Origin of the sequence: Microbispora sitophila (genome assembly GCF_014892245.1) — a bacterium.
GTDB classification, from domain to species: Bacteria; Actinomycetota; Actinomycetes; order Streptosporangiales; family Streptosporangiaceae; genus Microbispora; species Microbispora siamensis.
The window spans coordinates 54,378-69,659 of record NZ_JADBGC010000038.1 but is presented as its reverse complement, the minus strand read 5'-3'; the positions used below and the strand labels follow the sequence as shown (position 1 = coordinate 69,659).

The following is a 15,282-nucleotide window of genomic DNA, read 5'->3' as shown; positions in this document are numbered from 1 at the left end:
ATCTGCTCGGCCCGGTGCAGCCGGCGGATCTCCGCCCAGTCCTCCACCTTGATCACCCTCCACAGTGACAGCAGAGGGGTCAGATTTCCGCCGTCGTCTGGGGGTCAGTTTTCACGCGTCGTCGACACGGCAACACTTCACCACCCGCGACCAGGCCAAAACCGCCTGCTTCGACTTCATCGAAGGCTTCTGCAACCGCCGCCGCCACTCGACCCTGGGCATGCTCTGTGGGCTTGCTCCGGGTCTACGGACACCGCTGATGTGGTGGGTCAGGACGCGAGGGTCTCGTAGGTGGCGGGTCGGCACCTTCGCCTGGGTCTCGATCAGCTTGGCGTTCGCCGGCTTCACCCGGCCGTCCAACGCCCTCTCCGGGTGGAACCGGCCGAGCTTCCCCGCACCTCCTTGCAGACCCCGTGGTCGGCCCCGGCACCCCTGATTCCACGAAGCTGAGCTGTAGCCCGACCGGCCTCCGCACGCGACGTTGACGATCGAGCACGCCCGTTCTGTGGGAGCCCGGGGGATGAAATTCCCCCGGGTCTCCCCCACCTCAGTGCGGAACGACGCGTCGCTTGGTTGTGAGAAACGCCGGCAGCAGGGCGGGGAGGCTGCGCCGGCCGGGACCCGCGCGTGCGGGCGGCGCCGATCAGGCGGTCACTTTCTGGAGGAACTCGCTCACCTTGACCGCGGTCCTGCTGATCTTCTCTTCGAGCGTGAGCGATTCGGGCATCCGCCCACCGGGTCCGACGTCCTTCTTGCCCCGTAGGTACAGGGAGCAGGCCAGATCGGTGCAGATATAGGCGCCGACGGAGTTGCCGCTGCCGCCGGTACGGCGGGCGGTCATCAGCGACACTCCGTCGCCGGTGTGCGTGGTCAGGCAGAGCGAGCACATGCTGCGCCGTACATGTCCGGCGTTCGGGGTGGCCCGTCGTAGCGCCACCCCCACCAGACGGTCGCCCTGCTCGGCGACCAGGTACGTGCGGCCCGGCGAGGAGGGATCCTGCCAGCCCAGGAAGTCCAGGTCGCCCCAGGGCCGCGCGTCCAGGTCCCTCGGTACGGCAAGCCGTTTGGCCTCACCCTTGGTGCAGTTGACAAACGAGGCGCGGATCTCGCGCTCGGAAATTTGCCTCATAGGCATGAAGCTATCGTCTGCTGGCTTTACGGGCAATCGATTAAGTTTCCTCCTAGGGATCCTAGGCAGACCACGGTTATCGGTGAGAACGATCAAAGTTGGCCTACGCGCGATCCGCTCTGCCGATGAGGGCCGTGAGCCGGGCGGGATCGAGTCCCGAACTACGGTCAAGCCGTGCCGGTGAAGCTTCCGGAGGGGCAGGCGACCTCCCAGGCCGCCTCGATCATCCGGAAGATCTCGTCCACCGCGGCCTCCGGATCGGCCGCCTCCCGGGCCAGCGAAAAGGCGTCGATCGCGAACCTCGCGATCGCCCGGCAGGCCGTTGTGGTCTGCGACAGGTCGAGATCGGCGGCGATGGCCGCTGCCAGCGACTCCGCATGGCGCAGCCGCATCGACTCCTCGTACTCCCGCAGGGCAGGTGATTCGTCGATCATGCGCCAGATCGGGGCGGTGCCGTCCGCCGTGCAATGTCGCACCAGGGCATGGATCTCGCGGCGCAGCGCAGGGATGAGCGGCTCGTGCGGCCCCCGGCCGGCGACCGCCCGCATGAGGCGTTGCTCGAAGTCCTCATCCTGCTCGAACACCAGGGCCTCTTTCGAGGCGAAGTGGGAGAAGAGCGTGGTGACGGCCACGTCGGCCTCGGCGGCCACGTCACGGATGCCCACCGCGTCGTACCCGCGTTCCAGGAAGAGCCGCAGGGCGGCATCGGCGATCTTCTGCCGGGTCGCTGCCTTCTTGCGCTCACGACGTCCGGACGGCACGGTCATGCTCTGAGACTATCAGATACAAAGGCGGAGCGGTTTTTAAACGCTAACCGTTAGTGCTACGGTCGGCCGCATGAGGAAAGTGAGCTTCGCCGAGTTCGGCGGTCCGGACGTTCTGCAACTCGTAGACGCCGAGGAGCCCCACGCGGGCCCCGGTCAGGTACGCATCGCCGTGCGGGCGGCAGGCGTGAACCCCGTCGACTGGAGGATCCGTGAAGGCCAGTTCCAGAAGGTCCATCCGATCGAGCTGCCCGCCGGAGTCGGGCTGGACGCCTCCGGGGTGGTGGACGAGGTCGGCGAGGGCGTCGAAGGGGTCGAGGTCGGCGACCATGTGTTCGGCGAAGGCGCGAGCACCTATGCAGAGTTCGCCGTGCTGTCGGCCTGGGCCCATATGCCCGAGGGCCTGACGTTCGAAGAGGCGGCCGGGTACCCCTCGGTTGTGGAGACCGCGCTGCGCATCATCGACCAGGTCGGTGTGCAGTCCGGGCAGACGCTGCTGGTCAGCGGTGCGTCAGGGGGAGTCGGATCGGCGGTGCTGCAGATCGCCCGTGACCGCCGCATCACGGTGATCGGCACGGCTGGGGCCGCGAACCAGGACTATCTGCGTAGCCTGGGTGCCGTCGCCACAACGTACGACGAGGGCTGGGTCGAGCGGGTGCGGCAGCTCGGCCACGTCGACGCAGCTCTCGATCTGGCCGGCTCGGGCGTGATCCGCGAGCTCGTCGAGCTGACCGGGGATCCGCAGAAGGTGATCTCCATCGCCGATCTCGGTGCGCCGGAGCTCGGTGTCCGATTCTCCGGCGTGGCCGGGAGCATGCCGGAGGCGCTCGCCGAGGCTGCCGGCCTCATCTCGCAGGGAAAGCTCCGCATCCCGGTCGAGAAGTCGTACACGCTCGCCGAGGCCGCGGCGGCTCACATCGACAGCCATGCCGGTCACACCCGCGGGCGCCGGGTCCTGGTCGTCTGAGAGCCGGTGCGCGGGTGGCGGGCGGTGAGGTCCATCGCGGAGAACTTGCGCGGGATGCCTGTCGGCAAGCGATCGCTTGCCGACAGGCATCGCACGGTCGCGAGCCGGTTCACCCGCGCCGCAGTCGACCGTGGGGACCAGTTGTACAGCCGTGCGCCAAGCACTTACCGCGCCGACACCGGCGTTGCGGCCTCGATCACCACCCGCTGAACAACTCCCGCAGTTCATCGGGCACCGGCCGGTTGGATGCGAGGAGTGCCTTCTCCGTAAGGAAAAGAATGGAGACGTCAGCGCATGCCGCCGGAGGCGAGGATGACATCTCCGGTGATCCAGCGCGCGTCGTCGGAAGCCAGGAAGGCCACAAGCGGGCCGTAGTCGTCGGGGGTGCCCGTACGGCCCAGGGGGGTGGCGGCGATCGCTTGTGCTTCCTGATCCGACCCGGCGTATCCCATGGCCCTGGTGCCCTCGGTGTCCGACGGTCCGGGCATGATCGCGTTGACACGGATGCCGCGCGGGCCCAGTTCCTTGGCCGCAACGATGGTGAAGGCGTTGACGGCGCTCTTGGACGCAACATAAAGCGAGGTGTACGGAGGGTAGCTGACAGTACCGGCCGTCGAGACGTTGATGATCGACGCGCTGTCGATGTCGCCCTGCGAGGCCAAGGCCTGCGTAGTCAGGATCGCGCCCAGGATGTTCGTGGTCATCTCGCGCTGGAACTCGTCCTCGGTGATGCTCGACAGTGGCGCGAACGTGGCGACGGCCGCATTGTTCACGAGTACGTCGACCGGGCCGTATACCTCGCGCGCCCGGTCGAAGAGACGGCGCACGTCGTCACTGCTGGCCACGTCCGCCTGGACCGCGATCGCCCGGCCGCCCTTGGCGGCGATGTCCGCGACGACCCGTTCGGCGCTTTCCGCATCCCCCCGGTAGTTCACCACGACGGCTGCGCCCGTCTCGGCCAAAGCCTTGGCGATCCCCGCGCCCAGGCCCTTCGATGCGCCCGTGACGATCGCCGTACGTGCATTGTTGCTGCTCACAGTGACTCCTTGACCATCAGTGCTTGCAGAAGTCACCGTAGGAAAGCCAGTTACTGCTGGGAAGTACATACTTTTTTGTAAGCTGCTGTCGTGATGGAGACAGAGCAGGTCGCGACAGCCGCCAGGCTCCTGGCCTACGACACCTTCGACAACAGGTGCCCGCTCAGGCCGATCATGGATCAGACAACAAGCCGGTGGGCGACACTGATCGTGTCGGCCCTCATCACCGGCCCGCATCGCTTCGCACAACTGCACGCACGAGTCGGTGGCATCAGCCAGAAAATGCTGTCGCAGAACCTCAAAGCACTGGCCCGGGCCGGGCTTGTCGCTCGCCATGTCGCCCCCACCAACCCGCCCCAGGTCACCTACAGCCTGACGGAACTCGGTGTCAGCCTGGCTGGGCCGCTGACCGATCTCATCCGATGGTTCGGCGAGCACGGAGACGAACTCCTCGCCGCTCAGAAGCACTACGACAGCCAGCAGGCGTGACCGTGCTGGTGGCCAGAGAGCCGGCCACCTGCGGCATGTCCGGCCGGTGCGTGATCACCTTGTTCAGCGCATGGGGACGACGCCTGGTTGAACGGCGCCACCAGCCCCTCGGCGTGCTGTCCACGCCCGCGCGTGCAGGAAGGTTCCGCAACGGAGGGTGCGATTCACTTCGAGCCCGATGCCGCGGTACCCATATCGGCTCGCGGAACGGCCGGGTGGAAGGGAGTGATCTCCGACAAGGTGGCCTCCCACAGAGGTACGCCCTCCACCCGGGAGATCCGCCATCCTCGCGGGGTGCGGACGGCGGTCAGCTGGTAGCGCTCGCCGAACAATTTCCCTCGCCCTTCGGGCTGGCCGACGAAGACGGCGAGCAGGTTGGCGGTGATCTTCGCCGTTTCCCCGTCCACCTCGATGAGGGGGTTGGTGATGAAGCTCTGAGTGAAAACGCCGGCCGGGCGGATCCTAAGGGCCTTCTCGACGAGGGCATCGATCCCCCGCACGGCACCGCTGGCAGTGGCGACCGAGGCGTCTTCGGTGAAAACGGTCCGCGCCTCCCCGAGGCGCTTTTCGTCCAGCAAGCGGCCGAGGCGGGCTACGAGGTCGGTGAGCTCATGACGGTCGACGTGGTCCATGGCCTCTCCCGTGTCATTGGTGGTGCCAATGTTGGCATCACCAATCATACATTCATGGGTGCCCCCAACAGATTGGTAGGCTGACCGCCATGATGACGGGCGACCAAGCGCTGCCGGCGCGTCTCAAGCACGCGCCGAGCTGGCTGATCAACCAGGCGTCCGTGCACAGCCATCGCCTGTTGGCCGAAGGGTTCGCCGCTGCCGATGCCCGCGGCTACCACTACCGGCTGCTGGCCGCACTGGCGGAGTTCGGTCCCGCGAGCCAGGCCGAGCTGGGCCGCCGTACGGGCATCGACCGCAGCGATGTCGTCGCGGCGTTGAACGAACTGGCCGGCAAGAAGCTCATCGAGCGCTCACCCGACCCCACCGACCGCAGGCGGAACATCATCACGATCACCCCCGAAGGGGGTCATCACCTCGCACACCTCGACGGCGTGTTGGCGCAGATCCAAGAGGACCTGTGCGCACCGCTCTCGCAGGCCGAACGCGAGGAACTCGCCCGGCTGCTGACCCGAATCGTCGACCACCATGCCAGAGCCCGCACCTCCGCATAGCACTACGCCTGCGCTCGAGCCCGCGAAGTAGGCCCGGAACTCTCAGTCCCTCGGCCACGCCCACATCAACTTCCTGGACCGCTACGCCGTCTCCGTCTCCGCAACCGCAACCGCCCAAAGGCTTCGGCCGCTCGTGAAGTCCCCGGCTTGCCCGTCGTCGCCGGTTGAGCCGAAGGTGGCGTGGTTCATCCTGGCTTATCTGTTCGGCATAGGGTTGGCGGCGTGGCACTGTGACTTGTTCAGGTGAATTTCAAGACTCGGGACGACTCGGCGCTTCGGCCGATTTTGGGCGGAGGCGCTCGGCTGGGGTGTTTCCAGCGAGGGGCCCGGTGTGACCAACGTCGAACCCGTGGGTTTCGTCTGGCCGGACCCCGTCGCCGTCTGCGTCGATGTCGTCACCGTTCCGACCCCGAAACGGTGAAGTACCGCGTGCACCTCGATCTCGCCACCACCTCTGCGGCCCATCAGGCGGGGTTGGTCGCGCGTCTGAAGGAGCTCGGTGCGACGCCCGCCGACGTGGGCCAGGGCGATGTCCCGTGGATCGTCCTCGCCGACCCGGAGGGCAACGAGTTCTGCGTCCTCGCTCCAGCCTGACGCGGAGCCTCCCCCGCCTGCGTGCCGGCAGCGGCGAATCGCTCGAAGGCGGCGGCGTGGTCATCGTGGGTGGCCGGCTCGCCGGCCAGGACATACGCCCCCAGCAGCGACACGCTCGACCCCTGACCCGACATGAACGACGTGACGAGCGGGTCGTACGACGAGCGCTACACCATTCACGCCGGCCCTCTCCCAGCCGGGCCTGCTGAAGTGCCTCACCATCGGCTTCACCGGAACGACGGGGCTGACGACGCCGACCATCACCTGAGCTCCCGCCACGAGCAGGGGGGTGACGGGCCGAGCACTCTCCGTTACCATTCGATTACTGAAAGTAGAAGTTCGGCCCGCCCAAGGAGCGTCATGAAAAGGTTCGTCCTCGTCCCCGCCCTGACGGCCGCGACAATCGCGATCAGCGCCGGCGCCGCCTACGCCTCCCAGTACGTCGCCTATGAGGGACCCGGCTTCAGCGGCAGGTCGGTGGTCATCGACCGCTGCGGCGTGTCCAACATCCCCTTCCACGGGTCGTACCGCTGGTATGGCGACGGCCAGAGCGGCCGGATGTACAACCAGCCCGACGCACAGGGCGTGGCCCACTTCACGCTTGCCGCCGACAGGAACGCGGAGCAGAGGACTCCGGTCGGCTGGAAGAGCATCTTCATCGTCTGCTGACCCCGGCTCCGCCACGCCCCGTCTCCGGCACCCGCCGGGGGCGGGGCGTTCACGTACCGGAGGCAGGAGGGCCGGCCGGCCGGTTCGAGGCGCTGCTCACCGCGGATCACCCTGGATCGGGTGCGTCTCCGTTCGTCCAGCCAGGGGAAATGCCGATGCGGGCTGCCGGCACCGGCTGAGAGACTACCGGCATGATCGCATCGGACCCGAAAAATGATCTGCAACGCTATCTGCAAGCCGCCCGCGACGCTCTGCTGTGGAAGCTCGACGGGCTCTCCGAATATGAGATCCGCCGCCCGCTGACCCCCACCGGCACCAACCTCCTGGGGCTCGTCAAACACCTCGCCGGGGTGGAGGCGGGCTACTTCGGCGAGACCTTCGGGCGGCCGTTCGGCGAACCGCTGCCATGGATGGAGGACGACGCCGAGGACAACGCGGACATGTGGGCCACGGCGGACGAATCGCGCGACGACATCGTCGGGCTGTACCGCCGGGTGTGGCAGCACGGGGACACGACGATCGCCACGCTGGCGCTCGACGCGACCGGCCGCGTGCGGTGGTGGCCGGACGAGCGGAGCGAGGTGACGCTGCACCAGATCCTGGTGCACGTGATCGCGGAAACCAACCGGCACGCCGGCCACGCCGACATCGTCAGGGAGCTCGTCGACGGAGCGGTCGGAGTGCGGGACGGGAACCTCAACCTGCCCTCGGGCGATCAGGAGTGGTGGGAGAGTTACCGGAACCGGCTGGAGCAGACGGCGCGGCAAGTCGGCCAGGGCTGATCGCGCCCCGCGCCACCCGCCTCGTCGCGGCCGGGAGCGTCTGACCGGCCCCCGGCGACGTGCCGGGCGGCCCGGCCAGCGCAAGATAGGCATGTATCTGCCGGCATGGGAGCCGTTTTGATCGGTGGCTCCCATACCAGCCCCGCCAGGGTCAGTCCTTCAGCGCTTCGGTGATGAAGCCACGGGCCGCCATGGCGGTCTCGTCGGGGTCGTCCCAGGTGTCACGCCAGATCGCCACGATGCTGGAGAGTACGGGAGAGACGACCCGTGAGGAGAAGCTTTCGAAGGTCGCGATCTGCTCAAAGTGGATGGCACGAAGCGCCTCAAAGATCGAAGGGAAATCGACAGTCCCCGTCCCCAGCGGCCCGCGGTGGCTTTCGCCGATGTGCACATACGGGGTCGAGGAACCGACAGACAGTGGCGCTGAGAAGGATCTTGATTGCAGTGAGCTGAGGCTGCTCCTGGTTGCGACGCTTCCTTAGCTCGTTGCCCGGTCCCGGCGTCGGCGTGCGGCGCGGATCTCGGCGTCGGCGACCTTGTCGTCCAGCAACGCGTACAGCTGGGTGGTTTCGGTGGAGGCGTGGCCGAGGCGGCGGCGGACGGCCTCGATGGAGACGCCAGCGTTGATGAGTTCGGTGGCGTGGGCGTGGCGCAGCTGGTGGATGTCGATCTCGACGCCAGCCTGCGCGCAGTAGCCCTGCCAGCGGTGGTGAGCGGCGTCATACGACAGGGGTCCGCCCCGGCCGTTAATGGAGGCGCGGAACAGCGGCCCGGCGGTGTAGCCGGCGCGAGCCAGGTAGAGCTGGAGCAGGGTGACGTACCCGCGGTCGTCCAGCAAGACGGTGCGCACGCTGCCGCCCTTGCCGTGGATGCGGACGTGTTCGTCGTCCAGGCGCAGGTCGAGGTCCTCCACGTACAGGCCGCAGACTTCGGAGGCGCGGGCGCCGCACACGTAGGCGGTCTCGAACAGCACCCGATCCCGCAGCCGGTCCAGCGGCGTCTCCTTGCGCGGCCGCCGCGAGCAGATCACCGCCAGCACCTTGACGATGTCGGCGGCCGCGGCCGGGCGCGGCAGGCTCTTGGGCACCTTGACCGTGTCGATCCGGTCCATCGGGTTGGCGTGCAGCAGGTTGTGGCGGACGGCCCACTTGGCGAAGGAAGCGACGGCGGCGCGCTTGCGCTTGCGGCTGGCCGGTGACAGGCCGACGAGTTCGGCCAGGAACGCGCGAACCGGCGCGGCGGACAGTGCGCTGATCACCTCTCCGTGGTGGGCGGCGAAGGCGATCAGGTCGCCGCGGTAGGCGCGCCGGGTGTGCGCGGAGGCGCCGGCGTTGGCCAGGTCGGTGAGCCACCATCCGCCGAGTTGCCAGATAACCGGGAAACGAAGCCTCCGCGCCGGACAACCCCTGCCCAGCTCGCGCTACGTCGTTGATCGCTATCTCGCCAGATAACGAAGGTTATCCCGAAACCTCTTCGGTGCCGTACCCGTACTAGCGGGCTCGCCCATTCAGCTGTCGCGAGTTGTCGGCTCCGCGGGGCTGGGTGGTGACCGTCCGTGTTGCCCGGCGGCGTAGCGGCTCCATGCGTCGCGCGGCGGCCAACGGGATGGAACAGCGGCGAAACTCCCCCCGCCTCATCCGGAGACATCTCCCACCAAAGTTAGACATTCGCCAAGGTGCCTCAGATGCGTTGGTCGGAGGTCGCGACCTGTGGTGGTTGATGTGCTGAACGTTCGTATGGCGACCGATACGTTTGTATAGACTCTTGGACGTGCGACCAATTTCTGAAGAGGACCTGACGACGCGCGCCCGCATCCGCGACGCTGCGATGGCGCTGTTCGCCGAGCAGGGGGTCAAGGCCACCACCATCCGTGGGATCGCCGAGGCCGCAAAAGTCTCGCCCGGCCTGGTGCAGCACCACTTCGGCACCAAGGAAGCGCTGAGACAGGCTTGCGACGAGTACGTCCTCAGCTACCTGCGCGAGCAGGTCACCGTAGGCGTCACCGACCACAACCTGGACAAGCCCGAATTCATCGAGAACGTCCATCGAACCGCGCCGCCCCTGATGAAATACCTCGGCCGCGCGCTTGTGGACGGTTCCCCCGCAGCCGCCGCCATGTTCGACGAACTCGTCAGCGTGACGGAGGAGCATCTCGCCGACGACGACCGCTCGGAGGCCGACCATCGCGCCCGCGCGACCGTGCTGACCGCGATGAAGCTCGGCATCACGGTGCTGCACGAGCACGTCTCCCGCGCGCTGGGCACGGACCTGTACGCCCCGCAAGGCGCAGTACGCGTCGGCAAGGCCCAGCTCGATCTGATCAGACCGGAATTCCTCGGCCGCGAGCTGTTCGACCAGGCGCGGACGGGCCTCGAGAAGGTCGAGGGACAACGATGAACGCCGCAGTGCACGTGGGCGGCCTGGTCAAGAGCTTCGGCCGGGCCAAGGCCCTGGACGGGCTCGACCTCACCGTCAAGACGGGCGAGGTGCACGGCTTTCTCGGGCCCAACGGTGCCGGCAAGACCACCACCATCCGTATCCTGCTCGGCCAGATGCGCGCCGACGGCGGCCAGGTCGCGTTACTCGGCGGCGACCCCTGGCGCGACGCCACCGAACTGCACCGAAGGCTCGCCTACGTGCCCGGCGACGTCACCCTGTGGCCCTCGCTGACCGGCGGCGAGGTCATCGACCTGATGGGCAGGGCCCGCGGCGGCCTGGACCCCAGGCAGCGCGCCGAGCTGCTGGAGCGCTTCGAGCTCGACCCGCGCAAGAAGTGCCGTACCTACTCCAAGGGCAACCGGCAGAAGGTGGCGCTGGTGGCCGCGTTCGCCTCCGACGCCGAACTGCTGATCCTCGACGAGCCGACCTCGGGTCTGGACCCGCTCATGGAGGCGGTCTTCAACGAGTGCGTCCTGCGGGAGAAGCGCAACGGCCGCACCGTGCTGCTGTCCAGCCACATCCTGTCGGAGGTGGAGACGCTGTGCGACCGCGTCAGCATCATCCGCGCCGGCCATACCGTCGAGTCCGGCAGCCTGGCCGACCTGCGCCACCTCACCCGCACGTCGGTGACCGCCGAGCTGATCGGGCCCGCTCCCGGGCTGGCCACCCTGCCCGGCGTACACGATCTGACCGTGGACGGCGCGCGGCTGCGCTGCCAGGTCGACGGTGACGCGCTCACCGCGGTGCTCGCCGAGCTCGCCAGAGCGGGCGTACGCACCTTGACCACGCAGCCGCCGACGCTGGAGGAACTGTTCCTGCGCCACTACGAGGGAGCCGCCAGATGACCGGCACCATGACCGGCACAGGGACACTGATCCGGCTCATCCTGCGCAGGGACCGCGTGCTGCTGCCGGTGTGGATCGTGATCAGCGCACTGCTGCCGGCGAGCATCGCCTCCGCCACCACCGACCTGTACGCCGACCAGGCCGCCCGCGACTCCTTCGCGGCCGCCTCGGCGGGCAATCCGGCGCAGCTGGCGATGCGCGGCCCCATCTACGACGCGAGCGTCGGCGGCCTGACCGCCTGGACGCTCGGCTCCTCCCTCGCGCTGATCGGCGGGCTCGTCAGCATCCTGCTGGTGATCAGGCATACCCGGGTCGAGGAGGAGACCGGCCGACGCGAGCTGCTGGCCTCGGGTGTCATCGGCCGTCATGCCCCGCTGGCCGCCGCGCTCGCGGCCGTGCTGGCCGCCAACCTGCTCCTGGGCCTGCTGTCGGTGCCCGCCCTGGTCGCGGGCGGCCTGCCCGCGGGTTCCTCGCTGCTGTTCGGGCTGTCCACGGCCGCGGGCGGCTGGGCGTTCGCGGCCGTGGCCGCCGTCACCGGGCAGCTCACCGCCTCCTCCGGGACGGCACGCGGCATCGCGCTCGCCGCCGGCGGCCTGCTGTTCGCGCTGCGCTCGCTGGCCGACGCCGGTCACGTCGGCTGGCTGGCTTGGGTGTCGCCGTTCGGCTGGGTCCGGCTGACCAGACCCTACGCCGGGGACCAGTGGTGGGTGCTGGGGCTGATCGCGGTGTTCGTCGCCGCCCTGACGGCGGTCGCGTTCGCACTGTCCACACGGCGTGACGTGGCCAGCGGCCTGATTCCCGCCCGCCCCGGACCCGCCGGCGGAACCCTGCCGGGCGCGTTCAGCCTGGCCGCTCGCCTGCACCGCAGCACGCTCGCGGGCTTCGCGATCGGATTCGGAGCGCTGGGCGCCCTGCTCGGCGTGGCGGCACGCGGGCTGAACACCCAGTTGGACACGCCGCAGTTCCGGGAGCTGGCCGCGACTCTCGGCGGCGCCGAGGCCCGGCTCTCGGACGTGTTCTTCACGTTCGTGATGTACGTGCTCAGCCAGCTCGTCGCGGGAGCGGCACTGGTGTCGGCGCTGCGCGCCCGTACGGAGGAGGCGGCGGGCCGGGCCGAACTGCTGTTGTCCACCCCCGTCGGCCGGCTGCGCTGGGCGCTGAGCCACCTGGTACTCGCCGTCGTGAGCCCGGTGCTGCTGCTGACCGTGCTGGGCGCGGCGGCGGGGCTCACCTTCGACGGCGACGTGGCCCGCGTCACCGGGGCCACGCTGGCCTACCTCCCCGCGGTCTGGACCATGACCGGGATCGCGACGCTGATGTTCGGCCTGTTGCCACGGCTGGCGGCGGCCGTGAGCTGGACCGCGCTCGGCCTCTTCCTGGTCGTGGACCTGCTGGCGGAATTCAAACTGGCCACCGGGATCATTCTGGACCTTTCGCCGTTCGTGCACGTGCCAGCGATGTTGCTGAGCGGCGCCTCGTCACCGGTTGCGTCGCTGCTGGGGCTGACCGTAGTAGCCATCACCCTGACCACGGCGGGGCTGGCGTTCCTGCGCCGCCGCGACCTGATGCCCTCCGCCTGAACAGCCCCAGAGAGGCGCTGATAGCCGACAGCCAGCGGTGTTCATCTTCTGGACGCAGGACGGCGGCGTCCGCGTGGTGAACCTGGCCACCGTTGCTCAGCCGTAGAACGCATCGACAACAAATAGATCAGTGACCGCCAACTTCACCAGTGGCCCACGTGCCGTCCCGGGATTCGAACGGCCCGCGCTTCAGACGCCGTCCTCGTCCACGACAGTGGCACTGGCGGGGTTGGCCTTGGGTAACGTCGCCGTGCCGAGCGGCCGCAGACCCTTGTCCGGGGCCGAGGAGGCGATCGCGTAGCGGCCCAGGCAGTTGAGGTGGGCGTGGCCCAGCGGGGACAGCCGCGCCACGTCCTTGACCGGCACACCCTGGGCGTGTAACTGGTCCACGATCGCCGGGCAGATTCCGCCCTTCACGATTCAAGATCAAATCATCGCCGAGTTCAAGGACGACCATTGAGGCGTGCCTTCAGCTCTCGCTTGGTTGCGCGGGCTGCGTAGAGGTCGTCGGTGAGACCGCAGACCTGATCGCGCAGGCTTTGGATGAGTCCCTCGAGTTCGGCGACCCGGCCGCGGAGGACATGCAGATCCTCGTTCGGCGGAAGCCCGACGTCTTGGGCCACCGCCTGTCCGAGGGCCTTGGACGGTGGCTTTCCAGCTGGCGGATCCCTGGGACGCGTTCTCGGTCATGGGCAGAGGCATGCGTCCTGGACGATGCCGATCTGACCCTGTTCGACCTGCTGGCGCGGATGAGCCCGGCCGGCGCGGCCAAAGGGCGGGCGGTCACGGCGGAGCTGATCGCGCCGCCGGTGGCCTGCTGGCCGGACTGGCCGCGTCTCCTGTGCCGCCGCGCTGAGCCCGGCCTCCGAATCGGCCGGAAGTACGGTCGCGGGCGGCGCGAACCATGCTTCCAGCCGATAACGGTGGAGAGCCGCCGCCCGCAGGATGAACTCCCATGCACCGTGAGAACCCCACCTTCCCCGCCGCGCTCCCAAGGCCCGGCGGGACCGGCCACGCCACCACCTCCGCGGGCCGCCCGCGCATCGCCGCACTCGACGTCGTACGCGGGTTCGCGCTATGCGGGATCCTGCTGGCGAACGTCCAGCCGATCGCCGCGACCGGCGCGTTCGTCGCGCCGTCCGCTCCCGGGGGCAGCGAGGCGGCCTGGCTGGGCCTGCTCGTCGAGCAGCGCTTCTTCCCGATCTTCTCCCTGCTCTTCGGCGTCGGCTTCTCGCTGCTGCTGGACTCCGCGGCCGCCCGTACCGCCCGTCCGCGCGTGGTTCTGCTGCGCCGGCTCCTGGTGCTGCTCGCGCTCGGCGTGGCGCACTTCGTGCTGTTGTGGCAGGGCGACATTCTGAGCACCTACGCCGTCGTCGGCCTGCTGGTGCTGCTCCCCTCGACCTGGCTGCCCCGCCTGGCCGTCGCCGCCCTCGCTCCCGCGTTCGTCGCGGTGTCGCTGCTCGTCGGAGGCGACCGCTTCGCCCTGATCGCCGGGCTGTTCCTGCTGGGCTCGGCACTGGTGAGGTACGGCGTGATCGACCGGCTGGAGCAGTCGGCGCGCGTGCCGGCCACGCTCGGGCTGGTCCTGGCCGCCGCCGCGGCGCCCGTGCTGTGGCTCCAGACCCGGTTCGACTCGGCCGACCGCGGCTTCAGCATCGCACTGGCCGGGGCGGGGCTGCTGATCGCCGGCGTGTACGTCTGCGCCCTGCTGGTTGTGCTCAGGACCCCACTGCGGCCGGTGCTGCGGGCCGTGTTCGCGCCGCTCGGGCGGATGGCGCTGACCAACTACCTGTCCGCGACGGTCCTGGTGCTGGCGGCGAGCCGCGCCCTCGACGGCCCGCCGCACACCTGGCCCGCCTCGGCCGTGCCTCTGATCGCCGGCGTCATCCTCGCCGTCCAGTGGGTGTGGTCCACCCTGTGGCTGCGCCGTTACCGGCAGGGCCCGCTGGAATGGCTGTGGCGATGGGCCACCTGGGCCCGCCGCCCGCCCCTCCGCCGGGAGTAGACGGCGTCACGGTCGCGAGCCCAGGGCTTGCGGGAACACCCGATCATCCTCCCCTTCCCCGGCCAGCGCGCTCACCGAGGCGTACGCCTCCACGAGCGACCTGTCCCCCAGCTCCCGGAAGCGGGCCAGCGCAGGGACGTCCCCGGCGCGGGTCATCTCGGCCTGCACGACGTGCAGGTTCTCCTCGGCCACCCCCAGTTCGCGGAAGTACGTCCGCAGGTAGGGCGTCTGGAAGTCGAAGCCCTCCCGCGGGGTGCCGGGACCGTAGGCGCCGCCCCGGGCGGCGACCACGACCACCGTCGTGCCGCGCAGGCGGCTGTTCCCGGTGGCGGGATCGACGTACGCCCCCGGGAACGTCACCCGGTCGATCCACGCCTTGAGCGCGGCGGGCACCGTGAAGTTGTACATCGGGACGCCGACCAGCACGGTGTCCGCCGCCAGCAGTTCCCTGATCAGCGGCAGCGTCAGCGCCCATTCGCGTTCCTCGGCCGGGCTGGTGGCCATCGCGGCCACCCGCGCGAGCGCGACGACGCCCTGCCGCTCCACCCGGCGGCCGAGCGTCGTGTAGGCGTGCGACACCAGCGGCACGGGGTCGGCCGCCAGATCCCGGTAGCGGTATCCGCTCGTGCCGTGCCGCCGGCACCAGACCTCGGCGAACGACGCGGTCAGCCGCCGCGTGACCGAATCGCCCGCAAGGCTCGCGCTGGAATCGACATGCAGCAATGACGTCACCTGTCACCTCTCCTGCCTCGTGTCCGTCATGGTGGTTGACGAGGCACGCGGGGGAAAGGTGACC

17 protein-coding genes and 1 pseudogene are annotated in these 15,282 nt (G+C 69.0%); 10 read left to right on the top strand and 8 right to left on the bottom strand.

The features are described from left to right. Positions 1 to 643 precede the first annotated feature (643 nt). Both IL992_RS42420 and IL992_RS42415 read right to left on the bottom strand, forming a co-directional pair. On the bottom strand, positions 644 to 1,129 hold the full coding sequence (locus tag IL992_RS42420) for an FBP domain-containing protein (RefSeq protein ID WP_193208937.1): 486 nt from the start codon (positions 1,127 to 1,129) through the stop codon (positions 644 to 646). Between the two features lie 167 nt (positions 1,130 to 1,296). Beyond that, on the bottom strand, positions 1,297 to 1,896 hold the full coding sequence (locus tag IL992_RS42415) for a TetR/AcrR family transcriptional regulator (protein ID WP_193208936.1): 600 nt from the start codon (positions 1,894 to 1,896) through the stop codon (positions 1,297 to 1,299). A gap of 70 nt (positions 1,897 to 1,966) precedes the next feature. On the opposite strand from IL992_RS42415, the gene IL992_RS42410 reads away from it, so the two are divergent. Further along, the gene (locus IL992_RS42410) at positions 1,967 to 2,860 is read left to right on the top strand and encodes an NADP-dependent oxidoreductase (protein WP_193208935.1); all 894 of its coding nucleotides are present in this window, start codon (positions 1,967 to 1,969) and stop codon (positions 2,858 to 2,860) included. A gap of 287 nt (positions 2,861 to 3,147) precedes the next feature. Here IL992_RS42410 and IL992_RS42405 read toward each other — a convergent pair whose 3' ends face one another. Next, positions 3,148 to 3,897, bottom strand: a complete 750-nt coding sequence (locus IL992_RS42405; RefSeq protein ID WP_319019179.1) for a glucose 1-dehydrogenase — start codon at positions 3,895 to 3,897, stop codon at positions 3,148 to 3,150. Between the two features lie 93 nt (positions 3,898 to 3,990). Between IL992_RS42405 and IL992_RS42400 the strand changes: the two genes are divergently transcribed. Beyond that, positions 3,991 to 4,386: a winged helix-turn-helix transcriptional regulator gene (locus IL992_RS42400; RefSeq protein WP_193208944.1), complete on the top strand. Its 396-nt coding sequence runs from the start codon at positions 3,991 to 3,993 to the stop codon at positions 4,384 to 4,386. Positions 4,387 to 4,550: 164 nt separating this feature from the next. On the opposite strand, the gene IL992_RS42395 is transcribed toward IL992_RS42400, so the two are convergent. Further along, entirely contained in the window at positions 4,551 to 5,066 is a 516-nt protein-coding gene (locus IL992_RS42395) for a nuclear transport factor 2 family protein (protein WP_193208933.1), read from the bottom strand. Between the two features lie 41 nt (positions 5,067 to 5,107). On the opposite strand from IL992_RS42395, the gene IL992_RS42390 reads away from it, so the two are divergent. From IL992_RS42390 to IL992_RS42375, 4 genes and pseudogenes are all read left to right on the top strand, one after another. Continuing rightward, the gene (locus IL992_RS42390; protein ID WP_193208932.1) at positions 5,108 to 5,572 is read left to right on the top strand and encodes a MarR family winged helix-turn-helix transcriptional regulator; all 465 of its coding nucleotides are present in this window, start codon (positions 5,108 to 5,110) and stop codon (positions 5,570 to 5,572) included. A gap of 243 nt (positions 5,573 to 5,815) precedes the next feature. Beyond that, positions 5,816 to 6,160: pseudogene (locus tag IL992_RS49170) on the top strand (VOC family protein); the annotation flags it as partial. Positions 6,161 to 6,526: 366 nt separating this feature from the next. Then, positions 6,527 to 6,835: a MiAMP1 family antimicrobial peptide gene (locus IL992_RS42380; RefSeq protein WP_076441895.1), complete on the top strand. Its 309-nt coding sequence runs from the start codon at positions 6,527 to 6,529 to the stop codon at positions 6,833 to 6,835. A gap of 191 nt (positions 6,836 to 7,026) precedes the next feature. After that, positions 7,027 to 7,617: a DinB family protein gene (locus IL992_RS42375; RefSeq protein WP_193208931.1), complete on the top strand. Its 591-nt coding sequence runs from the start codon at positions 7,027 to 7,029 to the stop codon at positions 7,615 to 7,617. Positions 7,618 to 7,768: 151 nt separating this feature from the next. On the opposite strand, the gene IL992_RS42370 is transcribed toward IL992_RS42375, so the two are convergent. Further along, the gene (locus tag IL992_RS42370; protein WP_193208930.1) at positions 7,769 to 8,008 is read right to left on the bottom strand and encodes a hypothetical protein; all 240 of its coding nucleotides are present in this window, start codon (positions 8,006 to 8,008) and stop codon (positions 7,769 to 7,771) included. Between the two features lie 87 nt (positions 8,009 to 8,095). Further along, positions 8,096 to 8,956 (bottom strand): tyrosine-type recombinase/integrase, encoded by an 861-nt coding sequence (locus IL992_RS42365; protein ID WP_226874805.1) that lies wholly within the window; start codon positions 8,954 to 8,956, stop codon positions 8,096 to 8,098. Positions 8,957 to 9,387: 431 nt separating this feature from the next. Here IL992_RS42365 and IL992_RS42360 point away from each other — a divergent pair, with 431 nt between their 5' ends. From IL992_RS42360 to IL992_RS42350, 3 genes are read left to right on the top strand one after another with little or no spacing between them, the layout of a single operon-like run. Then, entirely contained in the window at positions 9,388 to 10,014 is a 627-nt protein-coding gene (locus IL992_RS42360) for a TetR/AcrR family transcriptional regulator (protein WP_319019180.1), read from the top strand. Beyond that, complete coding sequence (locus IL992_RS42355) at positions 10,011 to 10,901, top strand: ABC transporter ATP-binding protein (RefSeq protein ID WP_193208928.1); 891 nt, start codon at positions 10,011 to 10,013, stop codon at positions 10,899 to 10,901. The genes IL992_RS42360 and IL992_RS42355 overlap by 4 nt, the downstream gene beginning before the upstream one ends. Beyond that, positions 10,898 to 12,481, top strand: a complete 1,584-nt coding sequence (locus IL992_RS42350) for an ABC transporter permease (RefSeq protein WP_193208927.1) — start codon at positions 10,898 to 10,900, stop codon at positions 12,479 to 12,481. Before IL992_RS42355 ends, IL992_RS42350 begins: the two co-directional genes overlap by 4 nt. Before the next feature lie 189 nt (positions 12,482 to 12,670). On the opposite strand, the gene IL992_RS42345 is transcribed toward IL992_RS42350, so the two are convergent. Further along, positions 12,671 to 12,898 (bottom strand): transposase, encoded by a 228-nt coding sequence (locus IL992_RS42345; protein WP_226874788.1) that lies wholly within the window; start codon positions 12,896 to 12,898, stop codon positions 12,671 to 12,673. Between the two features lie 538 nt (positions 12,899 to 13,436). Between IL992_RS42345 and IL992_RS42335 the strand changes: the two genes are divergently transcribed. Next, on the top strand, positions 13,437 to 14,486 hold the full coding sequence (locus IL992_RS42335; protein ID WP_193208925.1) for a DUF418 domain-containing protein: 1,050 nt from the start codon (positions 13,437 to 13,439) through the stop codon (positions 14,484 to 14,486). Between the two features lie 6 nt (positions 14,487 to 14,492). Here IL992_RS42335 and IL992_RS42330 read toward each other — a convergent pair whose 3' ends face one another. Then, positions 14,493 to 15,218 carry an FMN-dependent NADH-azoreductase gene (locus IL992_RS42330; protein ID WP_193208924.1) on the bottom strand — a complete coding sequence of 242 codons (726 nt, stop codon included), beginning with the start codon at positions 15,216 to 15,218 and terminating at the stop codon, positions 14,493 to 14,495. Positions 15,219 to 15,282: the final 64 nt, after the last annotated feature.

What these genes read in the sequence shown, in the direction of transcription:
- IL992_RS42420 (WP_193208937.1), bottom strand. Translation starts at nt 1,129, where the DNA reads ATGAGGCAAATTTCCGAGCGCGAGATCCGCGCCTCGTTTGTCAACTGC.
- IL992_RS42415 (WP_193208936.1), bottom strand. Translation starts at nt 1,896, where the DNA reads ATGACCGTGCCGTCCGGACGTCGTGAGCGCAAGAAGGCAGCGACCCGG.
- IL992_RS42410 (WP_193208935.1), top strand. Translation starts at nt 1,967, where the DNA reads ATGAGGAAAGTGAGCTTCGCCGAGTTCGGCGGTCCGGACGTTCTGCAA.
- IL992_RS42400 (WP_193208944.1), top strand. Translation starts at nt 3,991, where the DNA reads ATGGAGACAGAGCAGGTCGCGACAGCCGCCAGGCTCCTGGCCTACGAC.
- IL992_RS42395 (WP_193208933.1), bottom strand. Translation starts at nt 5,066, where the DNA reads ATGATTGGTGATGCCAACATTGGCACCACCAATGACACGGGAGAGGCC.
- IL992_RS42390 (WP_193208932.1), top strand. Translation starts at nt 5,108, where the DNA reads ATGATGACGGGCGACCAAGCGCTGCCGGCGCGTCTCAAGCACGCGCCG.
- IL992_RS42380 (WP_076441895.1), top strand. Translation starts at nt 6,527, where the DNA reads ATGAAAAGGTTCGTCCTCGTCCCCGCCCTGACGGCCGCGACAATCGCG.
- IL992_RS42375 (WP_193208931.1), top strand. Translation starts at nt 7,027, where the DNA reads ATGATCGCATCGGACCCGAAAAATGATCTGCAACGCTATCTGCAAGCC.
- IL992_RS42355 (WP_193208928.1), top strand. Translation starts at nt 10,011, where the DNA reads ATGAACGCCGCAGTGCACGTGGGCGGCCTGGTCAAGAGCTTCGGCCGG.
- IL992_RS42350 (WP_193208927.1), top strand. Translation starts at nt 10,898, where the DNA reads ATGACCGGCACCATGACCGGCACAGGGACACTGATCCGGCTCATCCTG.
- IL992_RS42335 (WP_193208925.1), top strand. Translation starts at nt 13,437, where the DNA reads ATGCACCGTGAGAACCCCACCTTCCCCGCCGCGCTCCCAAGGCCCGGC.